General features: G+C 66.1%; 21 protein-coding genes. 11 read left to right on the top strand and 10 right to left on the bottom strand.

The features are described from left to right. Window positions 1-11 precede the first annotated feature (11 nt). The 3 genes from flgH (at window position 12) to ACYQ4T_RS04070 (ending at window position 1,851) form a co-directional block, all read left to right on the top strand. Entirely contained in the window at window positions 12-830 is an 819-nt protein-coding gene (gene flgH / locus ACYQ4T_RS04080) for a flagellar basal body L-ring protein FlgH (protein WP_459851001.1), read from the top strand. An 87-nt stretch (window positions 831-917) separates the two neighbouring features. Continuing rightward, the gene (locus ACYQ4T_RS04075; protein WP_459851000.1) at window positions 918-1,253 is read left to right on the top strand and encodes a hypothetical protein; all 336 of its coding nucleotides are present in this window, start codon (window positions 918-920) and stop codon (window positions 1,251-1,253) included. Window positions 1,254-1,284: 31 nt separating this feature from the next. Next, on the top strand, window positions 1,285-1,851 hold the full coding sequence (locus ACYQ4T_RS04070) for a nucleotidyltransferase family protein (RefSeq protein ID WP_459850999.1): 567 nt from the start codon (window positions 1,285-1,287) through the stop codon (window positions 1,849-1,851). A gap of 199 nt (window positions 1,852-2,050) precedes the next feature. Here the strand turns inward: ACYQ4T_RS04070 and ACYQ4T_RS04065 are convergent, their stop codons facing one another. Further along, on the bottom strand, window positions 2,051-3,067 hold the full coding sequence (locus tag ACYQ4T_RS04065; protein WP_459850998.1) for a 2OG-Fe(II) oxygenase family protein: 1,017 nt from the start codon (window positions 3,065-3,067) through the stop codon (window positions 2,051-2,053). A 179-nt stretch (window positions 3,068-3,246) separates the two neighbouring features. On the opposite strand from ACYQ4T_RS04065, the gene moaA reads away from it, so the two are divergent. Then, window positions 3,247-4,239, top strand: coding sequence for a GTP 3',8-cyclase MoaA (gene moaA / locus ACYQ4T_RS04060; RefSeq protein ID WP_459850997.1), 993 nt, complete (start codon window positions 3,247-3,249; stop codon window positions 4,237-4,239). Between the two features lie 126 nt (window positions 4,240-4,365). Here moaA and ACYQ4T_RS04055 read toward each other — a convergent pair whose 3' ends face one another. Together ACYQ4T_RS04055 and ACYQ4T_RS04050 are read right to left on the bottom strand one after the other, a co-directional pair. After that, window positions 4,366-4,857: a GNAT family N-acetyltransferase gene (locus tag ACYQ4T_RS04055; protein ID WP_459850996.1), complete on the bottom strand. Its 492-nt coding sequence runs from the start codon at window positions 4,855-4,857 to the stop codon at window positions 4,366-4,368. Between the two features lie 10 nt (window positions 4,858-4,867). Continuing rightward, window positions 4,868-5,404: a molybdopterin-guanine dinucleotide biosynthesis protein A gene (locus tag ACYQ4T_RS04050; RefSeq protein WP_459850995.1), complete on the bottom strand. Its 537-nt coding sequence runs from the start codon at window positions 5,402-5,404 to the stop codon at window positions 4,868-4,870. A gap of 171 nt (window positions 5,405-5,575) precedes the next feature. Between ACYQ4T_RS04050 and ACYQ4T_RS04045 the strand changes: the two genes are divergently transcribed. After that, complete coding sequence (locus tag ACYQ4T_RS04045; RefSeq protein ID WP_395017806.1) at window positions 5,576-6,343, top strand: NAD kinase; 768 nt, start codon at window positions 5,576-5,578, stop codon at window positions 6,341-6,343. A 98-nt stretch (window positions 6,344-6,441) separates the two neighbouring features. Here ACYQ4T_RS04045 and ACYQ4T_RS04040 read toward each other — a convergent pair whose 3' ends face one another. Continuing rightward, entirely contained in the window at window positions 6,442-7,695 is a 1,254-nt protein-coding gene (locus ACYQ4T_RS04040; protein WP_459850994.1) for an MFS transporter, read from the bottom strand. Window positions 7,696-7,752: 57 nt separating this feature from the next. Then, a complete protein-coding gene (locus tag ACYQ4T_RS04035) occupies window positions 7,753-8,652 on the bottom strand; it encodes an N-formylglutamate amidohydrolase (RefSeq protein WP_459850993.1) in 900 nt (299 codons plus the stop codon). Window positions 8,653-8,739: 87 nt separating this feature from the next. On the opposite strand from ACYQ4T_RS04035, the gene argE reads away from it, so the two are divergent. From argE to ACYQ4T_RS04020, 3 genes are all read left to right on the top strand, one after another. Then, window positions 8,740-9,900 (top strand): acetylornithine deacetylase, encoded by a 1,161-nt coding sequence (gene argE, locus ACYQ4T_RS04030; protein WP_459850992.1) that lies wholly within the window; start codon window positions 8,740-8,742, stop codon window positions 9,898-9,900. Continuing rightward, a complete protein-coding gene (locus ACYQ4T_RS04025) occupies window positions 9,897-10,352 on the top strand; it encodes an NUDIX domain-containing protein (protein WP_459850991.1) in 456 nt (151 codons plus the stop codon). Before argE ends, ACYQ4T_RS04025 begins: the two co-directional genes overlap by 4 nt. Before the next feature lie 242 nt (window positions 10,353-10,594). Next, window positions 10,595-12,061, top strand: a complete 1,467-nt coding sequence (locus tag ACYQ4T_RS04020) for a B12-binding domain-containing radical SAM protein (protein WP_459850990.1) — start codon at window positions 10,595-10,597, stop codon at window positions 12,059-12,061. A gap of 45 nt (window positions 12,062-12,106) precedes the next feature. Here the strand turns inward: ACYQ4T_RS04020 and ACYQ4T_RS04015 are convergent, their stop codons facing one another. Next, window positions 12,107-15,499 carry an acyl-[ACP]--phospholipid O-acyltransferase gene (locus ACYQ4T_RS04015; protein ID WP_459850989.1) on the bottom strand — a complete coding sequence of 1,131 codons (3,393 nt, stop codon included), beginning with the start codon at window positions 15,497-15,499 and terminating at the stop codon, window positions 12,107-12,109. A 209-nt stretch (window positions 15,500-15,708) separates the two neighbouring features. Between ACYQ4T_RS04015 and ACYQ4T_RS04010 the strand changes: the two genes are divergently transcribed. Next, the gene (locus ACYQ4T_RS04010) at window positions 15,709-15,906 is read left to right on the top strand and encodes a (2Fe-2S)-binding protein (protein ID WP_459850988.1); all 198 of its coding nucleotides are present in this window, start codon (window positions 15,709-15,711) and stop codon (window positions 15,904-15,906) included. Between the two features lie 228 nt (window positions 15,907-16,134). Here the strand turns inward: ACYQ4T_RS04010 and ACYQ4T_RS04005 are convergent, their stop codons facing one another. Next, window positions 16,135-16,833, bottom strand: a complete 699-nt coding sequence (locus tag ACYQ4T_RS04005) for a pirin family protein (protein WP_459850987.1) — start codon at window positions 16,831-16,833, stop codon at window positions 16,135-16,137. 257 nt (window positions 16,834-17,090) lie between these two features. Further along, complete coding sequence (gene bfr, locus ACYQ4T_RS04000; RefSeq protein WP_459850986.1) at window positions 17,091-17,573, bottom strand: bacterioferritin; 483 nt, start codon at window positions 17,571-17,573, stop codon at window positions 17,091-17,093. A gap of 83 nt (window positions 17,574-17,656) precedes the next feature. Here bfr and ACYQ4T_RS03995 point away from each other — a divergent pair, with 83 nt between their 5' ends. After that, a complete protein-coding gene (locus ACYQ4T_RS03995) occupies window positions 17,657-19,675 on the top strand; it encodes a molybdopterin-containing oxidoreductase family protein (RefSeq protein WP_459850985.1) in 2,019 nt (672 codons plus the stop codon). A gap of 16 nt (window positions 19,676-19,691) precedes the next feature. On the opposite strand, the gene ACYQ4T_RS03990 is transcribed toward ACYQ4T_RS03995, so the two are convergent. Both ACYQ4T_RS03990 and ACYQ4T_RS03985 read right to left on the bottom strand, forming a co-directional pair. After that, window positions 19,692-20,252 carry a tetratricopeptide repeat protein gene (locus ACYQ4T_RS03990; RefSeq protein ID WP_459850984.1) on the bottom strand — a complete coding sequence of 187 codons (561 nt, stop codon included), beginning with the start codon at window positions 20,250-20,252 and terminating at the stop codon, window positions 19,692-19,694. Between the two features lies 1 nt (window position 20,253). After that, window positions 20,254-20,790, bottom strand: coding sequence for a tetratricopeptide repeat protein (locus ACYQ4T_RS03985; protein WP_459850983.1), 537 nt, complete (start codon window positions 20,788-20,790; stop codon window positions 20,254-20,256). 113 nt (window positions 20,791-20,903) lie between these two features. On the opposite strand from ACYQ4T_RS03985, the gene ACYQ4T_RS03980 reads away from it, so the two are divergent. Next, a complete protein-coding gene (locus tag ACYQ4T_RS03980) occupies window positions 20,904-22,001 on the top strand; it encodes a M14 family metallopeptidase (RefSeq protein ID WP_459850982.1) in 1,098 nt (365 codons plus the stop codon). Window positions 22,002-22,010 lie beyond the last annotated feature (9 nt).

Below are 22,010 nucleotides of genomic sequence, written 5' to 3'. Positions count from 1 at the left end.
GGAGAGGCGCAATGACCGCCACCCGCACCAAGCGCGCGACCCCGTTGAACCCGGTGGGGCGCAGCAAGCCGAAACCCGTGAAGCGCGTCCTGCCGCTTGCCCTGATCCTGGCCGCGGCCTCGGTCTCGCTCGGCGGCTGCGGCAACATGCTCCAGCGCATCGCCGACGTCGGCAAGGAGCCGACGATCGACCCGATCGAGAACCCGAACGCGCAGGCCGACTACAATCCGGTCACCATGCCGATGCCGGCGCCGATGACCGACGTCCGCCAGGCGAACTCGCTGTGGCGCCAGGGCAGCCGCACCTTCTTCGCCGACCAGCGCGCCAGCAAGGTGGGCGACATCCTGACCGTGGTGATCAAGATCGACGATTCCGCCAAGCTCGACAACGAGACCACGCAGAACCGCGACGGCAGCAACAACGCGCAGGCCTCCGCCCTGCTCGGCTACGAGAAATACGCCAACCAGGTGTTCACCGACGCGACCGATCCGGCCGACCTGATCAACACCGACAGCACCACCGACCAGAGCGGCAAGGGCACGGTCGATCGCGCCGAGGCGGTCAACCTGCGGGTCGCCGCGGTCATCACCCAGGTGCTGCCGAACGGCAACATGGTCTTGAACGCCACCCAGCAGGTCCGGGTGAACTACGAGCTCCGCGAATTGAACGTGAAGGGCATCATCCGCCCGACCGACATCTCGACCGCGAACGAGGTCAACTACGACCAGATCGCCGAGGCCCGGATCGCCTATGGCGGCAAGGGCACCCTCTCCGACGTCCAGCAGCCGCGCTACGGCCAGCAGGTCTACGACATCCTGTTCCCGTTCTAAGGTCGCGATTCGCCAGTCAACCGGGGCGTTTCCAGCCGGTCGGGTTCGTTCTAGGATGAACGCTCCAGATCCGCAGGAGGCGCCCCGGTGCTTTCGATTGCAATGGCTGTCGCGCTGGCGCATCTCTCGCTCGGCCTGGAGCCGACCCCGATTCATGGCGAAGCCGAATGGATCATGCGCGATCCGGCGATTGCCTGGTGCTGCGGCCCGAAGGAATGCGCCGTGGTGCCGGAAGGCGCGGTGCAGCTCGAGGGCGACAGCTGGTTCGTGCCGGCCACCCGTCAGCGCTTCAAGATGGGCGACCCGCATACCTACTGGTCGCGCGACCGCAGGATGTGGTGGTGCCGGGTCAAGGGCAACCTGACCGGCGCGCCGATGGAAGGGCCGGTACAGTGCCTGTTCGTGCCCAAGCTCGAGTTTTGAGCCTGGGAGTCTTCAGCTTGCCCGGGACCGCATGGACCTGATCACCGCCGCGTTGGCCAACCCGATCAACCGCAAGATCCTGGAACGCCTGCCGATGCTGGGCGCGCCCGATGCCTGCCTGGTCGCGGGCTCGGTCTACCAGGCCTTCTGGAATGCGCTCTCCGACCGGCCGGTCGCGGAGGGCGTCAAGGATTACGACATCTTCTATTTCGACGCCGGCGACCTTTCGTATGAGGCGGAAGATGCGGTCATCCGGCGCGCCGCCGCCCTGTTCGCCGATCTCGACGTGCTGGTCGACGTGAAGAACCAGGCGCGGGTGCACCTCTGGTACCAGAAGCGCTTCGGCGGCGGCGATTATCCGGCGCTGCAGAGGGTCGAGGATGGAATCGCGCGCTTCCTGGCGCGCTCGACCTGCATCGGCCTGATGCCGCAGGTCGATGGCGCGCTGCGGCTGATCGCGCCCTATGGCATCGAGGAGACGCGACGCGGCGAGCTCCGCCCCACCGAATTCCGGCGCGACGATCTCGGGCGATTTCGCGAGAAGGCGCAAAGCTATGTCGCGCGCTGGCCCTGGCTCAGGGTCATAGAGGAAGATTGAGCTGTTCTAACCCGTCATGTCCGGACTTGATCGGGGCATCTCGTTCCGCCAGGCACCAGATTGCCGGGTCAAGCCCGGCAATGACGCTTGTGCAACGAGCCCTCGACATAGAAGCGGCGCGAGCGCGCCAGATCCGCGACACCGAGCGTCACCACCGAAATCTGCTGCTGCATCTCTGCCTCCCGGTAAAAGGGATGGATCAGGTCTCGCCGTAGAGGAAGGCGAGCAGGACGAAGCGCCGGCCCCTGGTCACATGCATCGGCTCGTGCAGCAGCGAGCAGGAGAAGGTGATGGCGGCGCCGGTCTCCGGCCGGTAGAGCTGGTTGCCGAATTCCGGATAGCGGAGCTCGCCGCCCTCGAACTGCTCGGTGTTCAAATTGATCGAGCAGGCGAAGCGGCGATGCGCCACCATCGGCTTGGTGTTGTCGCGATGGCCGTGCAGCTCGCCGCCGCGCTCGCCCTCGTAGCAGCCGATGCGATAGGCCTCGCGCCGGGTGATCTTGTACTGGAACGACTTCTGGATCTCCGGAATGAGACGCCGGTTGATGCGGTCGTCGATGAAGGCATTGGTCTCCGGCTGGCGGATCCAGTGATCGACCCGGTCCTTGCGGCCGTATTCCGGGATCTTTTGCTTGTAGTCGGCATTGCCCGGCGGCAGCGTGCCGTGGCCCGGCTCGACATAGGTCTGGCCCTGCATGGCGAAGATGTTGATCAGCTTCCGGCAGTCGGCGGGCGAGAGCACGTCGGGCACGATCAGCACCGGCGGATGCGACGTCATGGCGACCGCGGCGCGGGTCGCGGCGATCCTGGCCAGCGCCGCCTGCGCCGCCGCGGCATCGGCGCCGATATAGGCGATGTGGCGGTTGGGCGCGATCAGCACCAGGCGCGTCTGCCCCGCGGCGCCGAACAGCGATCGCACCGCGCCCTCGGCATCGGCGGCGGATTCGAAGCCGTCGAGCGTCGCATTCTCGCCGAGATTGGTCGCGAGCACGGCGCGGCCCTCGGCGGCCTTCACCGCGGCGATCAAGGCTGCCAAGTCCTGCGGCAAAGCATCGCCGGTCCGGAACAGGAGCAGGAGCGGCTTGCCCGCGACCAGGTCGCTGGCGGGGTCGATGCTCTCCCCGGTCAAAGCCGCCAGGCGGAAGGCCGGGGCGATATCGCCCGCCTCCAGCGGCGGTTTGGCGGCGGTTGGCGTGGTGATTTGCGATACGGCCATGATTTCCCGGACGGTCACTAGGGGCTTATGCGGTGGGCATTGTGCGGATGGCTGGCGCCCGATCAAGCGAATTTGCCCCAGATGATGCGGGGCTGAAAGCGGGGCGAAATATCCTGTGAAAACCATCGGCCCCGCCCTTATATTAGGGGCGCTGACGTCTGCCTGGCACAAGCAATCCCATGATCGACCCGTTCGGCCGCAAGATCTCCTATCTCCGCGTCTCGGTCACCGACCGCTGCGACTTCCGCTGCGTCTACTGCATGGCGGAGCATATGACCTTCCTGCCGAAGGCCGAGGTCCTGTCGCTGGAGGAACTGGATCGCCTGTGCGGTGCCTTCATCGGCCTCGGCGTCAGGAAGCTGCGGCTGACCGGTGGCGAGCCGCTGGTGCGCAAGAACGTGATGGAGTTGTTCCGCGCGCTCTCGCGGCACCTGAAGAGCGGCGCGCTCGAGGAGCTGACCGTCACCACCAACGGCAGCCAGCTCGGCAAGCATGCCGACGAACTGGCGTCGCTCGGCGTGAAGCGGGTCAATGTCTCGATCGACACGCTGGACCCGAGGAAGTTCACCGAGATCACCCGCTGGGGCAAGCTCGACACCGTGCTGGACGGCGTGCGCGCGGCGAAGGAAGCGGGGCTCAAGGTCAAGATCAACACCGTCGCCTTGAAGGGCGTGAACGACGACGAGGTCGATACCCTGGTCGAATGGGCCGGCCGCGAGGGCCACGACCTCACCTTCATCGAGGTGATGCCGATGGGCGATATCGGCGGCGAGAACCGGCTCGACCAATATATGCCGATCTCGCTGCTGCGCGCGAACATGGCGCGGCGCTGGACCTTGGAAGAGACGACGGAGCGCACCGGCGGGCCGGCGCGCTATGTGCGGCTGAAAGAGACCGGGCAGCGGGTCGGCTTCATCACGCCGCTGACTCACAACTTCTGCGAATCCTGCAACCGGGTGCGTGTCACCTGCACCGGCATGCTCTATATGTGCCTCGGCCAGGAAGACAGCGCCGATCTCCGCGCGCCGCTGCGGGCCAGCGAAAGCGACGAACCGCTGATCGCCGCCATCGAAGAGGCCATCGGCCGCAAGCCGAAGGGCCATGATTTCATGATCGACCGCCGCCACCAGGGCCCCGCGGTCGGCCGGCATATGAGCGTGACGGGCGGCTGAGACTCACCCGCAGGCAGATCCGCGGGTCAAGCCCGCGGATGACGCGGTTTAATTAGGCCGTCATGCCCCGGGCCCAGCGGACGAATGTCCGCATTCGCGGACGGGGACCGGGCATCTCGCGCCGCCCTATCTCAGCCGCTTCTCCATCGAGAAGTTGTCGAAGATCTGGCCGTTATAGGTGATGCGCTGCGCCTGCAAGGTGGCGAAGCCGAGGCGCTCGAAGAATTTCCGCGCGGTGATGCTGGACTGGGTCCAGAGCCGGGCGGCGCCGCGGCGCTTCGCCTCGCGCTCGATCTCCTCCATTAGCCTCGTCGCGATGCGCTTGCGCAAGAGATCCTTGTGGACGAACAGCTGGTCCACGTAGTCGTCACCGTCGAGATTGGCGAAGCCGACCACCATGCCGCCCGAAACGGCGACCATGAAATAGCTGGCGTCGATCACCCCGCGCCAATGCTCGAGGTCGACCTGATAGGGCGCCCAGGCGTCGAGATGGGCCTCGGAATAGTCCTGGCGGTTGACGGCATGGACGGTGTCGCGGAACAGGCGTGCGATGGTCAGCGCATCATCGGCGCGGCCGCGCCGCAGCTCGATGGCGAAACGGGTGTCGCGGGCCCTCAATCGACCCCCATCAATCCACGATGACCTGGTGTGCGAAATCCCGCCCGTCGGTGATGGTGACCTGGCGGAAGCCGAGCAGCTTCATGAAATCGAAGAAAGTGGATTCCTCGGGCTGGGTGTTCTGCTGGAAGAACGGCGTCGCGCGGGCGACCGCCGTCAGCTGCGCGAGCAGCGCGCGGGCCCGGTAGATGGTGTTCAGCTGGCCGTCGATCATGCCGACGATGATCAGCTTCTCCGACTGGCCGCCCTTGGCGAAGATGGCGAAGCTCGGCGCGTATTTTCCGTCCAGCAATTGCTTGGTCATGCCGATGATGAAGGCCTGGCGGCGAACCTTGTCGCTTTCGCCGAGCGTGATGGTGCGCGAGACGTAATGCTCGAGGGTCTGCGGCTTCGGATAGTAATAGCCCTCGTGCAGCGACGGCTCCTCGGCCGGTTCCTGGCTGAAGGAGACGTTGTCCTGCGCGGTCGCGGCTCCGGACAGAATGCCCAGCGTGAGGAGGCCGAACGCCAGAGAACCCGCGACGGACCAGCGAGACAGGCGACGCATTCGAACCCCCAAGAATCCAGGGCGTTAGAGTGCGGCGGCTGCCCCCTGTTTGCAAGGAGAGATTGGACTTTCGGCCGAGACCCACGGCCTGTCATGTTGTTTCCAGACAGTGCCGGCGTGGCTATACTCGCCGGCAACCCTGCAACCGCCTCCCATATTCTTCATCCGCACATGGCAAAACCCACTTTCGCTTTCGTCGCGGCCCCCAGCGCCGAGGCCCAGGCCGCGCTGGCGGAGCTGAAGTCCCGCTACGGCGAGGCCGATCCGGTGCATGCCGAGATCCTGGTCGTGCTGGGCGGCGACGGCACCATGCTGGAGACCCTGCACCGGCACATGGGCCGGCAGGTCAGCATCTTCGGCATGAATTGCGGCACCGTCGGGTTTCTCATGAACCGCTACAGCACCGACGACCTGGTGGAGCGGCTGGAGCGCGCGCAGCTGGTCACCCTGCATCCCCTGGAGATGCGGGCCAAGACCACCGACGGCAGCGAGCAGGTGCGGCTCGCGATCAACGAGGTCTCGCTGCTGCGCGAGCTCGCCCAGGCGGCGAAGATCACCATCAAGGTGGACGGCGTCGAACGTATCTCCGAATTGATCTGCGACGGCGTCATGGTGGCGACGCCGGCCGGCAGCACCGCCTACAACCTCTCGGTCCATGGGCCGATCCTGCCGATCGGTTCGGGCGCGCTCGCGCTGACGCCGATCAGCGCCTTCCGGCCGCGGCGCTGGCGCGGCGCCATCCTGCCGCGGACGGCGAACGTGCGCTTCATCATCCGCGAGCCGCAGCGCCGCCCGGTTTCCGCCACCGCCGACTTCGCCGAGGTCCGCGACGTCGCCGAGGTGAAGATCCGCGAGGACCGCAACATCACCTTGAACCTGCTGTTCGACCCCGAGCATCACCTCGAGGAACGGATCCTGCGCGAGCAGTTCATGGCTTGAAATTCATCGTCATGCCCGAGCCCCGCGGACGGGACCCGGGCATCTGTTTCCGTCTTGCACCAGATTGCCGGGTCAAGCCCGGCAATGACGCTTGGGGTCTAGCTCCCGCCTGATCTTTCCGGCTCCAGCGCCTCGACCGCGGTCAGGTCGTCGGCTTTGCGCAGGGCCGGGAACCAGATCGCCCAGAGCAGGGCGACCGCGAGAATGCAGATGCCGCCGATCACCACCGCCGGGATCGCGCCGAAGATCGAGGCCGACATGCCGGCGCGGAAGGCGCCGAGCTCGTTCGAGGCGCTGATCGCCAGCATGTAGACAGCGTTGACCCGGCCCCGGAGCGAGTCCGGGGTCCAGAGCTGGACCAGGACCTCGCGGATATAGACGCTGATCATGTCGCTGGCGCCCATGACAATCAGCGCGCCGACCGAGACGCCGATCGAATGCGAGAGGCCAAAGACGACGGTGCCGAGGCCGAACACGGCGACGGTCGCGAACATGATCACGCCGGCATGGCGGCGGATCGGCTTGGCGCCGAGGAACAGCGCCATGGCCAGCGCGCCGATGCCGACGCCGGCGCGCAGCAGGCCAAGGCCCCAGGGACCGGTCACCAGGATGTCATGGGCGAAGACCGGCAGCAGCGCGGTGGCGCTGCCGAGCAGCACGGCGAACAGGTCGAGCGTCGAGGCGCCCAGCACCACCTTCTCGCGGCGCATGAAGGCGAAGCCGCCGATCAGCGAATCCCAGGCGCCGACCTCGCGGGCCTGCGGCGCTTCCACATTGCGGATGGCGACCACCGCGAAAGTGCCGACCAGCGCCATGATAAGTGCCACCGAATAGGCGGCCGAGGGTGCGAAGCCGTAGAGCACGCCGCCGAGCGCCGGCCCGGCGATCGAGGAGAGCTGCCAGGCCGCGGTCGAACAAGCGATTGCCGAGGGGATCTGCGCGCGCTCGACCAAGGTGGGCGCGAGTGCCAGCGCCGCCGGGCCGAAGAAGGCGCGGCCGATCGCGAGACCGGAGACCAGCAGCAGGATCGGCCAGGTGTGGCTGAGCTCGCGGGTCGCGACCGCGAAGATGCCGAGGGTGAAGACCAGCTCCGCCAGCATGCAGAACATCAGGATGCGGCGACGCGGGAACCGGTCCGCGACCGTGCCGGTCACCAGAACCAGCAGCATATGCGGCAGGAATTGCGCGAGGCCGACCAGTGCCAGATCGAAGGGATCGCGCGAGATCTCGTAGACCCGCCAGCCGATCGCGACGATCAGGATCTCCGCGCCGAAGGAGGCCAAGAGCGAGTTCAGCGTGTAGAGAAAGAAGTTCCGGTTCCTGAGAACCGAGATGGCGGAAACGCCGGACATGACGCGGAAGGGCCCCTGAGATTTCGCGCCAGGAATAGCCGATCCGCGGTTGGCTGGCTACTCGCCGTCCTGGACCTCCGGAAAGCCGCTGATTTGCTGCGCAACGAAGCCCGCGACCGCCGCCAGCAGGCGGTCGATGTCGCGCTGCAGGGCGTCGAAGCCGGCGGTCTTCTCGATCTTCTCTTCGTCCATGTAGAGGCCGCGGTTGACCTCGATCTGCAGGCTGTGCCGGCCTTCCCGCGGGCGGCCGAAGCGCTGCACCAGGGCGGCACCCCTAAACGGATGGTTGATGCGCACGGTGTAGCCGTAGCCCTGCAAGGTCTCGGCGACGAAGGCGGTGAAGTCCGGATCGCAGCTCTCGCCCTCGAGATCGCCGAGCACGAAATCGTCGCGCGGGATCGGCTTGCCCTGCTTGCGCCCGAGCGCCTTCATGGAATGGGCGTTGATGTGCCAGACGCCGCCGAAACGTGCATGCAACTCGGCGAGCATGGCTTCGAGCTCGTCGTGATAGGGCCGGTGGAAGCGCGCGATCCGCGCCGCGATCTCGGCGACCGGGAGCTTACGGTCATAGACCGGGACATTGCCGCGGATGAGGCGGCGGATCAGGCCGAGGCCCATCTCGGTGCGCTCGCTGGGATCGATCGGGGAAGGCCAATCGCCCTCCAGCATCGCGGGATCGATCTCGCCTTCGTGGCGGTTGGGATCGACGTAACTCCGTGGGAACAGCGCCTTCAGGAAGCCGGCGCCGTGTCGCGGCGCGTTCTCGTAAAGGTCATCGACGAAGGCGTCCTCGGCCCGGCGCAGCAAAGCCAGGGGCGCGGCATGGCCGAAATCCTCCGGATAGGCCCGTCCGCTGTGGGGGGAATCCACCACCAGGGGCAAGGCCGCGCCGGCCGGAGCGGTGCGGACCAGGACGCCGGGGAGGAAGCGGATGCGCCTGCTGTCGGTGCTTGCCAATGGATGACGACCGAGGGGTGGGTTGATATCGAGTTGCCAACCGCTATGCTGAACGCCAACAAACGTCAACAGAAAGCAGGTCAACCCGTGGCGGCGCTTCCGCAGAGCCTCGATCTCACCCGCAAGCTGATCGCCTTCGACACCACCAGCCGGAACTCCAACCTGGAGCTGATCGACTTCGTGCGCGACTATCTCGACGCGCATGACGTCCAGACCACGCTCATCCCCGACGAGACCGGCAAGAAGGCCAATCTCTATGGCACGATCGGCGCCGACGACAAGCCCGGTATCTGCCTCTCCGGCCATACCGACGTGGTGCCGATCGACGGGCAGAACTGGAGCAGCGATCCCTGGGCGCTGACCGAGAAGGACGGCAAGCTCTACGGCCGCGGCGCCTGCGACATGAAGGGCTTCCTCGGCTGCGTGCTCGCAGCGGTGCCGCAATTCTCCAAGACCAGCCTCGCCACCCCGCTGCATCTGCTGTTCTCCTTCGACGAGGAGGTCGGCTGCCTCGGCGTGCGCCGTGCCCTCTCGGTGATCAAGGACCTGCCCATCAAGCCAAAAGGCTGCATCATCGGCGAGCCGACCCTGATGCAGGTCGCGATCGCGCATAAGGGCAAGAAGAGCATGCGCGCCCATGTCCACGGCAAGGAATGTCATTCCTCGCTGGCGCCGAAGGGCGTCAACGCGGTGGAATATGCGGCGCTGGCGATCGCGCATCTCCGCAGCATGGGCCGCCGCTTCGCGGCCGAGGGGCCGTTCGACCATGATTACGACGTGCCGCATACGACAGTGCATACCGGCACGATCCAGGGCGGCACCGCTCTGAACATCGTGCCGAAGGATTGCACCTTCGCCTTCGAGTTCCGGCATCTGCCAGTGCAGGATCCGGAAGCGCTCTATGCCGAGTTCAAGCGCTATGTCGAGACCGAGCTCACGCCGGAGATGAAGAAGATCGCCCCGGAAACCGGCTTCGGCTTCGAGCAGATCTCCGCCTTCCCCGGCCTCGACACGCCGGAGGATGCCGAGATCACCACCTTGGCGAAGAACCTGACCCAGGCCAACGGCACCACCAAGATCGCCTTCGGCACCGAGGGCGGGCTGATCCAGGAGATCGACATCCCGACCGTGGTCTGCGGCCCGGGCTCGATCGAGCAGGCGCACAAGCCCGACGAGTTCGTCGACCTCGCCCAGATCGCGCAATGCGAGGCCTTCATCGAACGGCTGCGGGGCAAGCTCGCGGCGTGAGCGATCCCGCATTCTGGTTCGACGACTATCACACCCATGCCGCGGCGGGCGTCTTCCTGCTGACGCCGGATCGCCGGCTGCTGCTGCAGCTCCGCGACGACAAGCCGGACATCCACTATCCCGGCATGATCACTTCTTTCGGCGGCGCGGCGGAGCCCGGCGAGTCCGCGATCGACTGTGCGTTGCGTGAGCTCGAAGAAGAGACCGGATTGCGTGCGCGCGCCGCGGACCTGCAGCCGCTCGGCGCGGCGTCGAAGGTCGATTTCCGCGGCCATCCGACCGCGACGGTGTTCTTCCTGCTGACCGGAGTCGATGCCACCGGGCTCGTGATCACGGAAGGCCGCATGGTCTTGCTGTCATTCGCCGCCGCCGCCGCCGACCCACGCCTTACGACAAACTGTCGCGCCATGGCGGCCCAAATCGAGAGAAACCTGGCTTTTCTCCGAAAATGAACGGAATTCAATTGATTTGAGCTTGTGCCCACCCAGATAGGCGCTCATGGTCCGTCGGCCTTTTGTTTCCACTGTATAATTTTGAACTTCCGCCCGCACCCGCCGCTGCCACACTCCGCCCAGCGGCTGCGCCCTATTTGTGGTGGGCAATCCAAGGAGGCGTTTTGACCCCGCGCAAGCTCCGTATCACTGTTATCGACCTCGTCAGCAAGGGACCGACACGGAGCAAGTTTCGCCGGCTCATGAACGCCAACACGGCGAGCCTGATGCCGCAGGTGATCGCGACCTGGTGCGAGCAGCTCGGCCACGACGTCCGCTACATCTGCTACACCGGCTTCGAGGACATCGACGAGATGCTCGGCCACGAATGCGACGTGCTGTTCGTCGGTTCGTTCAGCCGCTCGGCGCAGACCGCTTACGCAATCAGCAACCTCTATCGCCGGCGCGGCGCCGTGACCGTGCTCGGCGGCCCGCATGCGCGCTGCTATCCGGAAGATGCCGCGCTCTATTTCGACTACGTCCTCGGCTTCACCGACAAGGCCGTGCTGGACGAAATTCTCCACGAAGCCGCGCCGCACCGCCCGGTCGGCCGCTTCGTCAGCGCCGCGCGGCAGCCGACCGAGCTGCCGCTGCTGGAAGAGCGCTGGAAATTCGTCGCCGCGACGCTCGACAAGGCGCCGCTGATCAAGTTCGTGCCGATGCTCGGCAGCATGGGCTGTCCCTATACCTGCAGCTTCTGCATCGATTCCGTGGTCGACTACCAGCCGCTCTCCTTCGACCGGATTCGCGCCGACCTCAAGTTCCTGCAAGGGAAGATGCGGCGGCCGATCGTCGCCTGGCACGACCCCAATTTCGGCGTCCGCTTCAACGATTACATGACCGCGATCGAGGACGTGGTGCCGCATGGGCGCATGCGCTTCATCGCGGAAAGCAGCCTGTCGCTGCTTTCGGAGCCGAACCTGCAGCGGATGCAGCGCAACGGCTTCGTCGGCATCCTGCCGGGGATCGAATCCTGGTACGAGCTCGGCAACAAGTCGAAGACCGGCAAGGCGACCGGCATCGACAAGGTCCGTCAGGTCGCCGAGCACGTGAACACGATCCTGCGCTACATCCCGACGGTGCAGACCAACTTCGTGCTGGGACTCGACTGCGACAGCGGCGAAGAGCCGTTCGAGCTCACCAAGCGCTTCATCGACCTGGCGCCGGGCGCCTATCCCGCCTTCTCGCTGCTGACCTGCTACGGCGCGGCGGCGCCGCTCAACCTCGACTTCCAGCGCGCCGGACGGGTGCTGCCTTTCCCGCACCATTTCCTCGACAGCAACCACGCCATGAACGTGCGGCCGCTGCATTACGACTGGGCCGAGTTCTACGGCCTCGCCGAGGACCTGACGCTTTATGCGCATTCGCGTTCGCAGCTGTGGCGGCGCTTCAACGCCAATCGCGGGCTCTCCGCCAAGGCGATGAACTTCGTCCGCGCCTCATCCTCGGGCCGCGCGAAGTTCCAGGGCAAGATCCGCCGCATGCTGGTTAACGATCCGAGCGTGCGCGGATTCTTCGCCGGCGAGACGTCGGTATTGCCGGATTTCTACCGCAACCGGATCCGCCGCCAGATGGGACCGCTTTGGGACGCCCTGCCCGAGGGCGCGCTGATGCACGACCAGAACGCCTATTTGAAGCGGCATGAAGCGGCGCGGCTGGCGGCAGAGTGAAGTGGCACACGGCCCATCGTTAACTGAGACCGTGCGAAGCCGGCACTACCCGGCCGCCGCCATCACCTTGGCGGTTTCCTTCAGCCGACGCATGTCGAGCTTGCCGGTGCCGAGCGTCGGCAGCTCGTCGATGCGGCGGAGATCCTTCTGCTTCGGGATCCAGAGCTTCGGCAGGCCGCTGTCGGAGAGACCCTTCCAGACCAGCTCCGCGCCCATCGTCTCGTCGGCGACATAAAGGCCGAACAGGCGCTCGCCGCGATCTTCATCCGGCACCGCGACCACGGCTGCGGCGCCGATGCCGGGGATCCGAAGCATCGCCTCCTCGATCTTCAGATGCGGCACCATCTCGCCGCCGACCTTGGAGAAGCGCGACAGCCGGTCGGTGATCTTGATGAAGCCGTCCTCGTCGATGATGGCGATGTCGCCGGTCACGTACCATTCGTCGCGCAAGACCTGCGCGGTGCGGTCGGGTTCGGCGAGATAGCCGACCATGCGGCCGGGGCCTTTGAGGAGCAGCAGCCCCTCCTCGCCTTCCTTCCTCGCCTCGCCGTTCTCGGGATCGACCACCTTGGCGGCGACGCCGGGGATCGGATGTCCCACGGTGCCCGACTTGGTGCCGATCTGGCGGTCCGGACCCTCGAGGACGTCGGGGACGTTGACGGCGACTACCGGGCCCATCTCGGTCGCGCCATAGCCCTCGAGGAGCTGGATGCCGAACTTCTCCTTGAACTGCGCGCCGAATTCCGGCCGCAGCCGTTCCGCGCCGACCACGACATGGCGCAGCGTTGCCAGGTCCTCCGGCGCGCAGGCGCGGTAGTAGGACTGGCTGAAGGTCGGCGTCGAGATGAGCAGGGTCGCCTTGTATTTCCTGATCATGCCGCCGATCGACTTCGCGTCGAGCGGGTTCGGGTGGTAGACGGCGCCGAGGCCGAGCACCAGTGGCATGAACAGCGTGCCGGTGAAACCGAAGGCATGGAAGAAGGGCAGCACGCCCATCACGCGGTCGTCGCGCGACGCGCCGAGGATCTGGCCGATCGCCTCGAGGTTGGAGATCACGTTGTGGTGCGACAGCATCACGCCCTTGGGCTCGCCGGTCGAGCCCGAGGAGAACATGATGGTGGCGAGATCCTTGAACGGATCGCCCGGCGGCACGGTCATGCGGCAGAGCAAGCCGGCCGGCGTCAGCAGCGCCTTCAAGTAAGTGAGCGCGCGCTCGGCCTTGCCGAAGCCGCCGAGCATGTCCTCGACGAAGATCATCTCCGGCCGCGCTTCCAGCTTCGCCTTGGCCAGGAAGGCCTTGGAGGCGATGATGGTCTTGATGCCGGACTTCTGGATCGCCGCTTCCATCGCCTCGGCGCCGATGGTGAAGTTGAGGTTGATCGGCGTCCTGCCCGCCAGCATCAGCCCGTTGTTGACCAACGCACCGCCGACCGAGGCCGGCAGCAGCACGCCGACCCGCTGCTCCCCCGCCCGCTCGCGCTTGAACCAGCGGCTGAGCATCAACGAGGCGGTCAGCACGGCCCCGAAGCTGAGTTCGCGGCCGAGCGAATCCGCCATCGAGAAGCGGAACCAGTTGGCTTTCGCCGTGCGGATGACGCGGACCGGGACTAGATCGCGGTTGGTGCGGCGGTGATCGAAGGCCTCGGCGCCGAGCTCCAGCAGCCTGGTCCGCAGCTCCCAGGCCCGCGTGGTCGAAGGAAGTGGACTGCCGAAGGTGATGGTGACCGGATAGAAGAAGCGCTTCGGCCATTTCCAGAAGAACTTGCCGTCCTTGAAGCTGAAGATCGAGCCCCAGACCTGGTCGAGATGCACCGGAATGACCGGCACGTCGAGATCCTGCACGATCTTCTCGAAGCCGCGCTTGAACGGCAGCATGTTGCCGGTGCGGCTGATGGCGCCCTCGGCGAAGATGCAGACGCTGTGGCCGGCCTCAAGCTCCTCGCGGGCGCGGCGGATCGCGGCGATGCCGTCGCGGCCGCCGCCGGTCGGGATCGCGCGCATCTGCTTGAACAGCCATCCCAAGCCCGGCAGCTTGAAGAAGGGCGCATAGACCATGAAGCGCACGAAGCGCTGGATCGAGGCGCCGACCAGCAAGCCGTCCACGAAGGAGAGATGGTTGCAGACCAGCAAGGCCGGTCCGTTCAGCGGCACATTCTGCGGGTTGACGATATTGATCCGGTAGATGGTGTGGGTGATCAGCCAGAGCGAGAAGCGGATCATGAAATCCGGCAGCAGGATCATGAGATAGGCGGTCACGCAGAAGGTGGCGATGCCCGACACGAAGATGATCTGGTCGGGGCGCATATGCACGACGCCGCCGAGCAGGGCGCTGGCGCCGGCCGCGAGCAGGATCGCCAGGAAGTTCAGCACGTTGTTGGCGGCGATCACCCGGCCGCGCGTATCCGCCTCCGATTTCTGCTGCAGCATCGCGTTCAGCGGCACCGAATAGAAGCCGGCGAAGAAGCCGAGCAGCGAAAGGCAGGTGATCGCGCCCCAAAAGGTGTGCGCGGTCACCAGGAACAGCGAGGTGATGCCCATGCCGATCGAGCCGATCGGCACCAGGCCGAGCTCGACCTTGTGCCCGGAGAGGCGCCCGGCGGCGACGCTGCCGATGGCGATGCCGATCGCCACCGCCACCCAGAGCCAGCTGGTGGCGCTTTCGGAGATCTCGAGCACATGCTTGCCGTAGACCGGCATCGAGATCTGCAGCAGCGAGCCCAGGAACCAGAACCAGCAGATGCCGAGCACCGTCAGCCAGAGGCGGCGGTTGCGCTTCACCTCGCGGATCGCGACGGCGCTGTCGATCACCGGATTGAGGCGGAACGGCTTGCGCTGCTTCGGCGCCGGCGTGCGGCCGATGCCGAAACTCGCCAGGGTGCCGAGGATCGCGATGCCGATGGTGACCCCGCCGAGCAGCCAGGGATGCGCGCCGAAGAACTGATAGAGCGCGCCGCCGCCCGCCGTGCCGATGATGATCGCCAGGAAGGTGCTCATCTCGATCAGCGCATTGCCGCGCGAGAGATCCTGGTTCGGGAGCAGCTCCGGCAGGCAGGAGTATTTCGCCGGCGAGAAGAAGGCGGAATGCGTCGCCATCAGGAACATCACCACCAGCATCAGCGGGATGCTGCCGGTCAGGAAGGCGACGAGGCCGATCACCATCGCCAGGATCTCGACGCTCTTGCTGGCGATCAGCACCGTGCGCTTGGGGAAGTTGTCGGCGAGCTGGCCGGCGTAGCCGGAGAACATCAGGTAGGGCAGCACGAAGAGGGCCGCGATATAGGCGGTGTAGACTTCGGCCTGGTCAGGCCGCTGGGCGATCACGTAGAAGGTGACGATGAAGCGGTAGACGTTGTCGTTCAGCGCCCCCAGAAACTGGGTGACCAGCATCCAGCCGAAACCCTTGTCCAGGATCAGCTGCAGATAGCTGCGGTCATTCATGATCAAGCCCGTCCCTTTGTTCCCCGGCCCAATTGACCGGGATGAGAGGAGTCGGTCAAGCGGGGCCACCGGTTGGGTGCGTTCCGTCACCAATCGGTCTCACGAATCCGTCAAATGGCGGAAAACCGCGGCTTTCCGGGCTTGAAATCGGGCGCCTGCGGCACGACGTGCAATTGACAATCATTCTGAGTTGTCGTTAAGGTTTCCCCATGATCGTTTGCATCTGCAACGCCTATCGCACGGCCGAGATCGAGGCCAAGGCCCGGGAAACCGGGCATGAGGACGCCTACGCGGTCTACCAGGCCCTGGGAGCGGCGCCGCGTTGCGGCTGCTGCCTCGACATGGCGCAGGACATCGTGGACGACGTCCACGGCAGCCCCCGCACCCTGCGCAAGGCGGCGGAATAGCCGATGGTCATCTGGCGCTCCGTTCCGCTGTCGCGCTGGGCCGCCGTGCTCACCTGGTTCGGCATCAAGCGGCCGACGCGGTAGTTCTTTCTCCCGTCAAAGAGTCTTCAGTCGCACCCCCTCCCACCTCCCCCGAAGACGGGGGAGGAGTAGAGCTGCGCCGACAAGAAAGCCCTCCCCCGTCTTCGGGGGAGGGTTGGGAGGGGGTGCCGCAGGCTCGCTGCCAGCTCAGGCCGCGTCCACCATCACGACTTCGGCGTCTTCGACCGCGGTGACGCGGATCGTCTCCACCTCGGTGATCGCGGCGCCGTCGCGGGCGGCGAGGGCGACGCCGTTGACTTCGACCTTGCCCTTGGCCGGCACGAGATAGGCGTGGCGCCGGCCGCCGAGCTGGTATTCGGCCGTCTCGCCGGCCTTCAGGTTGGCGCCCAGCACGCGGGCGTCGGTGCGGATCGGCAAGGCGTCGCCGTCGCCCTCGATGCCGCTCGCGAGCGTCACGAAGCGGCCCGAACGGTCGTCCTTCGGGAAGGGCTTCGAGCCCCAGCTCGGCTTGCCGCCCCGCGCATTCGGGATGATCCAGATCTGGAAGATCCGGGTCGCCTCGGATTCGAGGTTGTATTCCGAATGGCGGATGCCGGTGCCGGCGCTCATCACCTGGACATCGCCGGCCTCGGTGCGGCCGCGGTTGCCCTGGTTGTCCTCATGGGTGATGGCACCCTCGCGGACATAGGTGATGATCTCCATGTCGGCATGGGGATGCGGCGGGAATCCGCTGTCGGCGGCGATCGTGTCGTCGTTCCAGACCCGCAGCGCGCCCCAGCCCATGCGGTCGGGGTCATAGTAGCTGGCGAAGGAGAAATGATGCTTGGCGTCCAGCCAGCCATGGTTGGCGCCGCCGAGCGAGTTGAAGGGTCTGACGTCGATCATGATCGGATACTCCGTGCGCGGGCACCGATGGGGGCCCGTTCTGATGGACGGAGATTTGGGGTCAAAGAGCGGATTGGTAAAGGGGGCGGGACGGAAACGGATTGTTCACGCCCGACTACCGCTCTTCCGTCATCCCGGCACTGGGCGCCGGGATCCACGCCTTGGGGCTCGAAGGAAGGAAGGCGTGGATCCCGGGACCAAGTCCCGGGATGACGAACCAGTATGTGGGAGCGCCGAACTCCCGCCGGAGGGAGACGTCAGCTCTTCTCGCCGACTTCCGACGACGACTGGATGAAGTTCTGCAGGCCCATGAGCTTGATCAGGCCGAGATTGGTCTCCAGCCAATCGATGTGCTCTTCCTCGGATTCCAGGATGTCGGTGAAGATCTCGCGGGAGACGAAGTCCTCGACCTTCTCGCAATGGACGATCGCGGCCTTGAGATCCTTATGCGCGGCCATCTCGAGCTTCAGGTCGCATTCGAGCATCTCCTGCACGTTCTCGCCGATCATCAGCTTGCCGAGATCCTGCAGGTTGGGGAGGCCGTCGAGGAACAGGATGCGCTCGATCACCTTGTCGGCATGCTTCATCTCGTCAATCGACTCGTGATATTCGTGCTCGCCGAGCTTCTTCAGGCCCCAGTTCTTCAGCATGCGGGCATGGAGGAAATACTGGTTGATGGCGGTGAGCTCGTTCTTGAGCACGATGTTCAGATGCTCGATGACCTTCTTGTCGCCCTGCATGGCCGGCTCCCGCGGATTGTGAATTCGTCCCCGATCTTTTACTCTGGCGCGGCCGCCTGAACAACCCGCCGCGAGCCCCGCCGATGCCGCCGACGCAAATCATTCGCACCACCTGCCCGCGCGACTGCTACGACGCCTGCGGCATCGCCGTCGCCAAGCGCGAAGACGGCAAGATCAAGGTGCTGGGCGATCCCGACCATCCGGTGAGCCGGGGTGCGCTCTGCGGCAAATGCGCGATCGCCTATAACGGCGCCTGGCTCGATCCCAGCATTCGGCTGACCCGGCCCCTGAAACGGGTCGGGCTGAAGGGCGAGGCGCGTTTCGAGCCGGTCACATGGGAATATGCCATCGCCGACATCGCGGCGCGGCTGAGGGGCATTGCCGATGCGCAAGGCGCCGAGAGCATCTGGCATACGCATTACACCGGCACCTGCTCGCTGATCGCCGGGGGCTTCCCGCAGCGCTTCCTGAACCGGCTCGGCGCCAGCGAGGTCGATCCGGATTCGATCTGCAACGCGGCCGGCCATGCGGCGCTCGGCTATATGTACGGCACCGGCTCCGAGGGCTTCGACCCGCGCCTGGCCAAGCAGGCGGCGACGATCCTGATCTGGGGCGCCAACCCGCATGCCTCGGCGCCGCACCAGCACAAGCACTGGATCCGCGAGACCGAGGCCAAGCTGATCGTGGTCGATCCGGTCAAGCACCCGACCGCGGCGGCGGCGCATCTCCACTTGCAGCCCTTCCCCGGCAGCGATGCGGCGCTCGCCTTCGCCATCGCCCATGTGCTGCGGCGCGAGGGCAAGATCGACCGCGCCTTCCTCGGCGCGCATGCGATCGGCTGGGAGGAGCTGGAACCGGAGATCGCGCGCTCAACGCCGGAATGGGCGGCGCCGATCACCGGCGTGCCGGTGGCCGAGATCGAGGAAGCGGCGCGCCTCTTCGGCGCCGGCCCGGCCTTGCTCTGGATGGGCCAGGGGCTGCAGCGCCAGCCCAAGGGCGGGAACGTGTTCCGCGCGGTGGCGATGCTTTCGGCGCTGAAAGGCGACTTCGCGAAACCGGGCGCCGGGTTCCTGTTTCTGAACGGCGGCGCGCGGCGCGGGCTCGACGGCGACTATATCGAGGCGCCGCATCTGCGCGCCAAGCCGAAGCGGGTCGGCAGCCATATGGACCTGGTCGACATCCTGCGCAGGCCCGAGGACGCGCGCGCGCTGATCACCTGGAACGTCAACATCGCCGCCTCCAACCCGCGGCAGGCGGACCTGCACCAAGCGCTGAAGCGCGACGATCTCTTCCATGTCGCGGTCGATTGCTTCGCCACCGACACCACCGATTTCGCCGACTTCGTCCTGCCGGCGGCGGGCTTCCTGGAGTTCGACGACATCGTCTCGCCCTATTTCCACCTCGGGCTCTCCGTGCAGGCGAAGGCGATCGAGCCGATCGGCGAAGCGCTGCCCAACCAGGAGATCTTCCGCCGCCTCGCGCGGGCGATGAGCTTCGACGAGCCGGAGCTTCATGAGGACGACGCCACCATGCTCGACACCCTGGCGCGGCAGACCGGGCTCAGCGGCTTCGCGGAATTGAAGGAGAAGGCCACGGTCGCGCTGTCACCGGATCCGGTGCCGACCTTCGCCGATCTCAAATTCCCGACGCCGTCCGGCAAGATCGAGTTGAAGAGCGCGCGGGCCGCCGCAGACGGACATCCGGCCTTGCCGCAGCCCTGGGCCGATCCGCGACCGGAGACCGGGCGCTTCCGCATGCTCTCCCCCGCCTCGCCCTGGCTGATGAACAGCAGCTACCACGAGGATGCGAAGATCGCCGAGAAGATCGGGCCGGAGACCATCCTGTTGCATCCGGTCGATGCCGAGCGGTTGTCGCTGAAGGTCGGCGACAATGCCGCAGTCTCCAACGCGACCGGCCGCCTCACCATGCGCGTCGACATCGGCGAGATCGTGCCGCGCGGCGTGGCGCTGGCGCATAAGAGCCGCTGGCCGAAGCTGCTGGCAGGGCATCTCAACGTGAACGCGCTCAACCCCGGCGAAAAGTCCGACATGGCCGAAAGCAGCGCCGTCCACGGCGTCGAAGTGACAATCGCACGCGCGTAGCGCACGCGCGGCGGCCTCAGATCGAGTTCTTGCTCAGCGCGTCCAGCGCCAGCTTCAGGTTGCGCTGGGCGTTGGGGTAGAGCGGGTCGATGGTGAGGAGGCGGCGGAAGGCGTCCGCCGCCGCGGCATCGCGGCCCAGCTTCAGGTTGGACATGCCGAGGCCGGAGAGGGCGCCGAAATGCCGGGGTTCCAGCTCCAGCGTGCGGTCGATATCCGCGATCGCCTTCTCGTAGTCGCCCATCAGGAAGTAGACGGTCGCGCGCTTGTTCCAGCCTTCGGCGAAATCCGGCTTCGCCTTCAGGATCCGGTCGATGTCGAGGAGCGCGCCCTTGTAGTCGCCCCGCTCCATCGCTTCGGAGCTGGTGGCCATCAACTGGTCGAGCTTGGGATCGCCGGTCATCGACCAGATCTCCCAGATCTTGTCCTCGACCGGCCCGGCCTGGTCGCTGTGCTGCGCCGACTTCAGGAACTTGAACAGGGTCGGCAGGTTGGGGTCGCGCTGGTCTGCGAATGCCGCCGTGGAGCCGAAGGAGACGAGAGCGGCCAGCAGGGCCGAGCCGAGAAGAGCCTTGCGCATTTCAGATCTGCTTCCTCTTCAGTATTTCCTGGACGATGTCGAGATTGCTCCTGGCGCTGCCGTTCATGGGATCGATCGCCAGCACGCGCTGAAAGGCATCCGCGGCGGCCTCCTCGCGCTCCATTTTCAAGTTCACCAGCCCCAGTCCCGACAGCGCGCCGATATGCCGGGGCTCGAGCTCCAGGGTGCGGTCGATGTCGGCGAGCGACTGCTGGTAATTGCCCATCAGGTAGTAGAGCGTCGCCCGCTTGTTCCAGCCCTCGGCGAAGTCGGGCTTCTGCGCGATGATCGCATTGAACTTCTCCAGCGCGGTTCCGAACCGCTGCGTGCCCATCGCCACGTTGCCTTCGCGCATCAGCTGGTCGATCGCCGGGTCGTTGGCCTCGAGCCAGATGGTCCAGATCTTCGCTTCGATCTCCAGCGCCGCCGCCGGATCGGGCGCCGCCTTCAACTGCTCGAACAGGGGCGGCAGGCGCGCATCCTTCTGGTCGGCCGCGGCATTTCCCGCGCCGGCGAGAAGAAACCAGATGGCGGCCATGCCGCCAATAAGGACTTTCCCCGAGAGAGGCCTCATGGCATCCCCAGCATAGCCTTGGCAGGATTCGGGTTCAGCGCCTAATCTCGCGCGTCCCGCAGAATTGTGAGTAGCAGATGGCCGTAAAGATTTCCTCACCCGCCGCCCTCTTCCCGGGCACATTCGCCGAGGGCCGCCAGCGTTTCCGCGAGGCCGCTGGCGCCGCGGGCGCGGTGCTGGGCAGCCATGCCAATCCGGAGAAGGGTCCGGAGGGCGGGGACTTGAGCACCGAGACCGCCTGGCTCGGGCCGAAGGATGCCAGCCGCCTGTTCTTCGCCCAGGCGGGCACCCATGGCGCCGAGGGCTTCTGCGGGTCCGGCATCCAAACCGGCTGGCTGCAGAGCGGGATGTTCAAGCAGCTGCCGCCGGACACCGCGGTGCTGCTGGTGCATGCCATCAACCCTTACGGTTTCGCCTGGGTGCGGCGCGTGACCGAGGACAATATCGACCTCAACCGCAACTTCGTCGATCACGGGAAGCCGGCACCGGACAACCCGGGCTACCGCGAGCTCAGGAACTCGATCTGCCCGGAGGAGTGGAGCCCGGAAGGCGAGAACCGCAACCGCGCGCAGTTCCAGGCCTATGCCGGCAAGCACGGCGCCTGGGCGCTGCAGGCGGCGATCACCCAGGGCCAGTATTTCGACGACGAGGGCGTGTTCTACGGCGGCAAGGCGGCCGGCTGGTCGAACCGCACGATGCGCGCGATCCTGGAGCCGCATTCGGGCCATGTCCGAAAAATCGCCTTCATCGATCTCCATACCGGCCTCGGCCCCTATGGCTATGGCGAGATCATCTGCAACCATCTCGGCGGCGATCCGGGCACCGCGCGGGTGAAGGACTGGTTCAACGACGCCACCGCGACGGACGACGGCACCTCGACCTCCACCGTGGTCACCGGCGACACCCAGATCGCGATCACCGATTCGATCCCGCAGGCGGAGGTCACCGGCGTCACCCTGGAATACGGCACCCTGCCGCTGGAGGAGATGCTGCTGGCGGTCAGGGCCGACAACTGGCTGCATGTCCACGGCGACCTCGGGAGTGCCAAGGGCAAGGAGATCAAGTCGCAGATCCGCGCCGCCTTCTATCCGGACAAGGATGACTGGAAGAAGATGGTGTTCGACCGCGCGATCGACGTCGCCGAACGCGCGATGAAGGGCCTCACCCAGTCCTGATCCCGGGGG

It is taken from the genome of Dongia sp. agr-C8, assembly GCF_054658695.1.
Note: the sequence above shows the minus strand (reverse complement) of the source record. Positions and strands in the feature narration are given on the sequence as shown.

What these genes read in the sequence shown, in the direction of transcription:
- ACYQ4T_RS04015 (WP_459850989.1), bottom strand. Translation starts at nt 15,499, where the DNA reads ATGAATGACCGCAGCTATCTGCAGCTGATCCTGGACAAGGGTTTCGGC.
- ACYQ4T_RS03990 (WP_459850984.1), bottom strand. Translation starts at nt 20,252, where the DNA reads ATGCGCAAGGCTCTTCTCGGCTCGGCCCTGCTGGCCGCTCTCGTCTCC.
- ACYQ4T_RS04010 (WP_459850988.1), top strand. Translation starts at nt 15,709, where the DNA reads ATGATCGTTTGCATCTGCAACGCCTATCGCACGGCCGAGATCGAGGCC.
- ACYQ4T_RS04005 (WP_459850987.1), bottom strand. Translation starts at nt 16,833, where the DNA reads ATGATCGACGTCAGACCCTTCAACTCGCTCGGCGGCGCCAACCATGGC.
- ACYQ4T_RS03980 (WP_459850982.1), top strand. Translation starts at nt 20,904, where the DNA reads ATGGCCGTAAAGATTTCCTCACCCGCCGCCCTCTTCCCGGGCACATTC.
- ACYQ4T_RS04045 (WP_395017806.1), top strand. Translation starts at nt 5,576, where the DNA reads ATGGCAAAACCCACTTTCGCTTTCGTCGCGGCCCCCAGCGCCGAGGCC.
- bfr (WP_459850986.1), bottom strand. Translation starts at nt 17,573, where the DNA reads ATGCAGGGCGACAAGAAGGTCATCGAGCATCTGAACATCGTGCTCAAG.
- ACYQ4T_RS04040 (WP_459850994.1), bottom strand. Translation starts at nt 7,695, where the DNA reads ATGTCCGGCGTTTCCGCCATCTCGGTTCTCAGGAACCGGAACTTCTTT.
- ACYQ4T_RS04050 (WP_459850995.1), bottom strand. Translation starts at nt 5,404, where the DNA reads ATGCGTCGCCTGTCTCGCTGGTCCGTCGCGGGTTCTCTGGCGTTCGGC.
- ACYQ4T_RS04020 (WP_459850990.1), top strand. Translation starts at nt 10,595, where the DNA reads ATGAACGCCAACACGGCGAGCCTGATGCCGCAGGTGATCGCGACCTGG.
- flgH (WP_459851001.1), top strand. Translation starts at nt 12, where the DNA reads ATGACCGCCACCCGCACCAAGCGCGCGACCCCGTTGAACCCGGTGGGG.
- moaA (WP_459850997.1), top strand. Translation starts at nt 3,247, where the DNA reads ATGATCGACCCGTTCGGCCGCAAGATCTCCTATCTCCGCGTCTCGGTC.
- ACYQ4T_RS03985 (WP_459850983.1), bottom strand. Translation starts at nt 20,790, where the DNA reads ATGGCCGCCATCTGGTTTCTTCTCGCCGGCGCGGGAAATGCCGCGGCC.
- ACYQ4T_RS04070 (WP_459850999.1), top strand. Translation starts at nt 1,285, where the DNA reads ATGGACCTGATCACCGCCGCGTTGGCCAACCCGATCAACCGCAAGATC.
- ACYQ4T_RS04065 (WP_459850998.1), bottom strand. Translation starts at nt 3,067, where the DNA reads ATGGCCGTATCGCAAATCACCACGCCAACCGCCGCCAAACCGCCGCTG.
- ACYQ4T_RS03995 (WP_459850985.1), top strand. Translation starts at nt 17,657, where the DNA reads ATGCCGCCGACGCAAATCATTCGCACCACCTGCCCGCGCGACTGCTAC.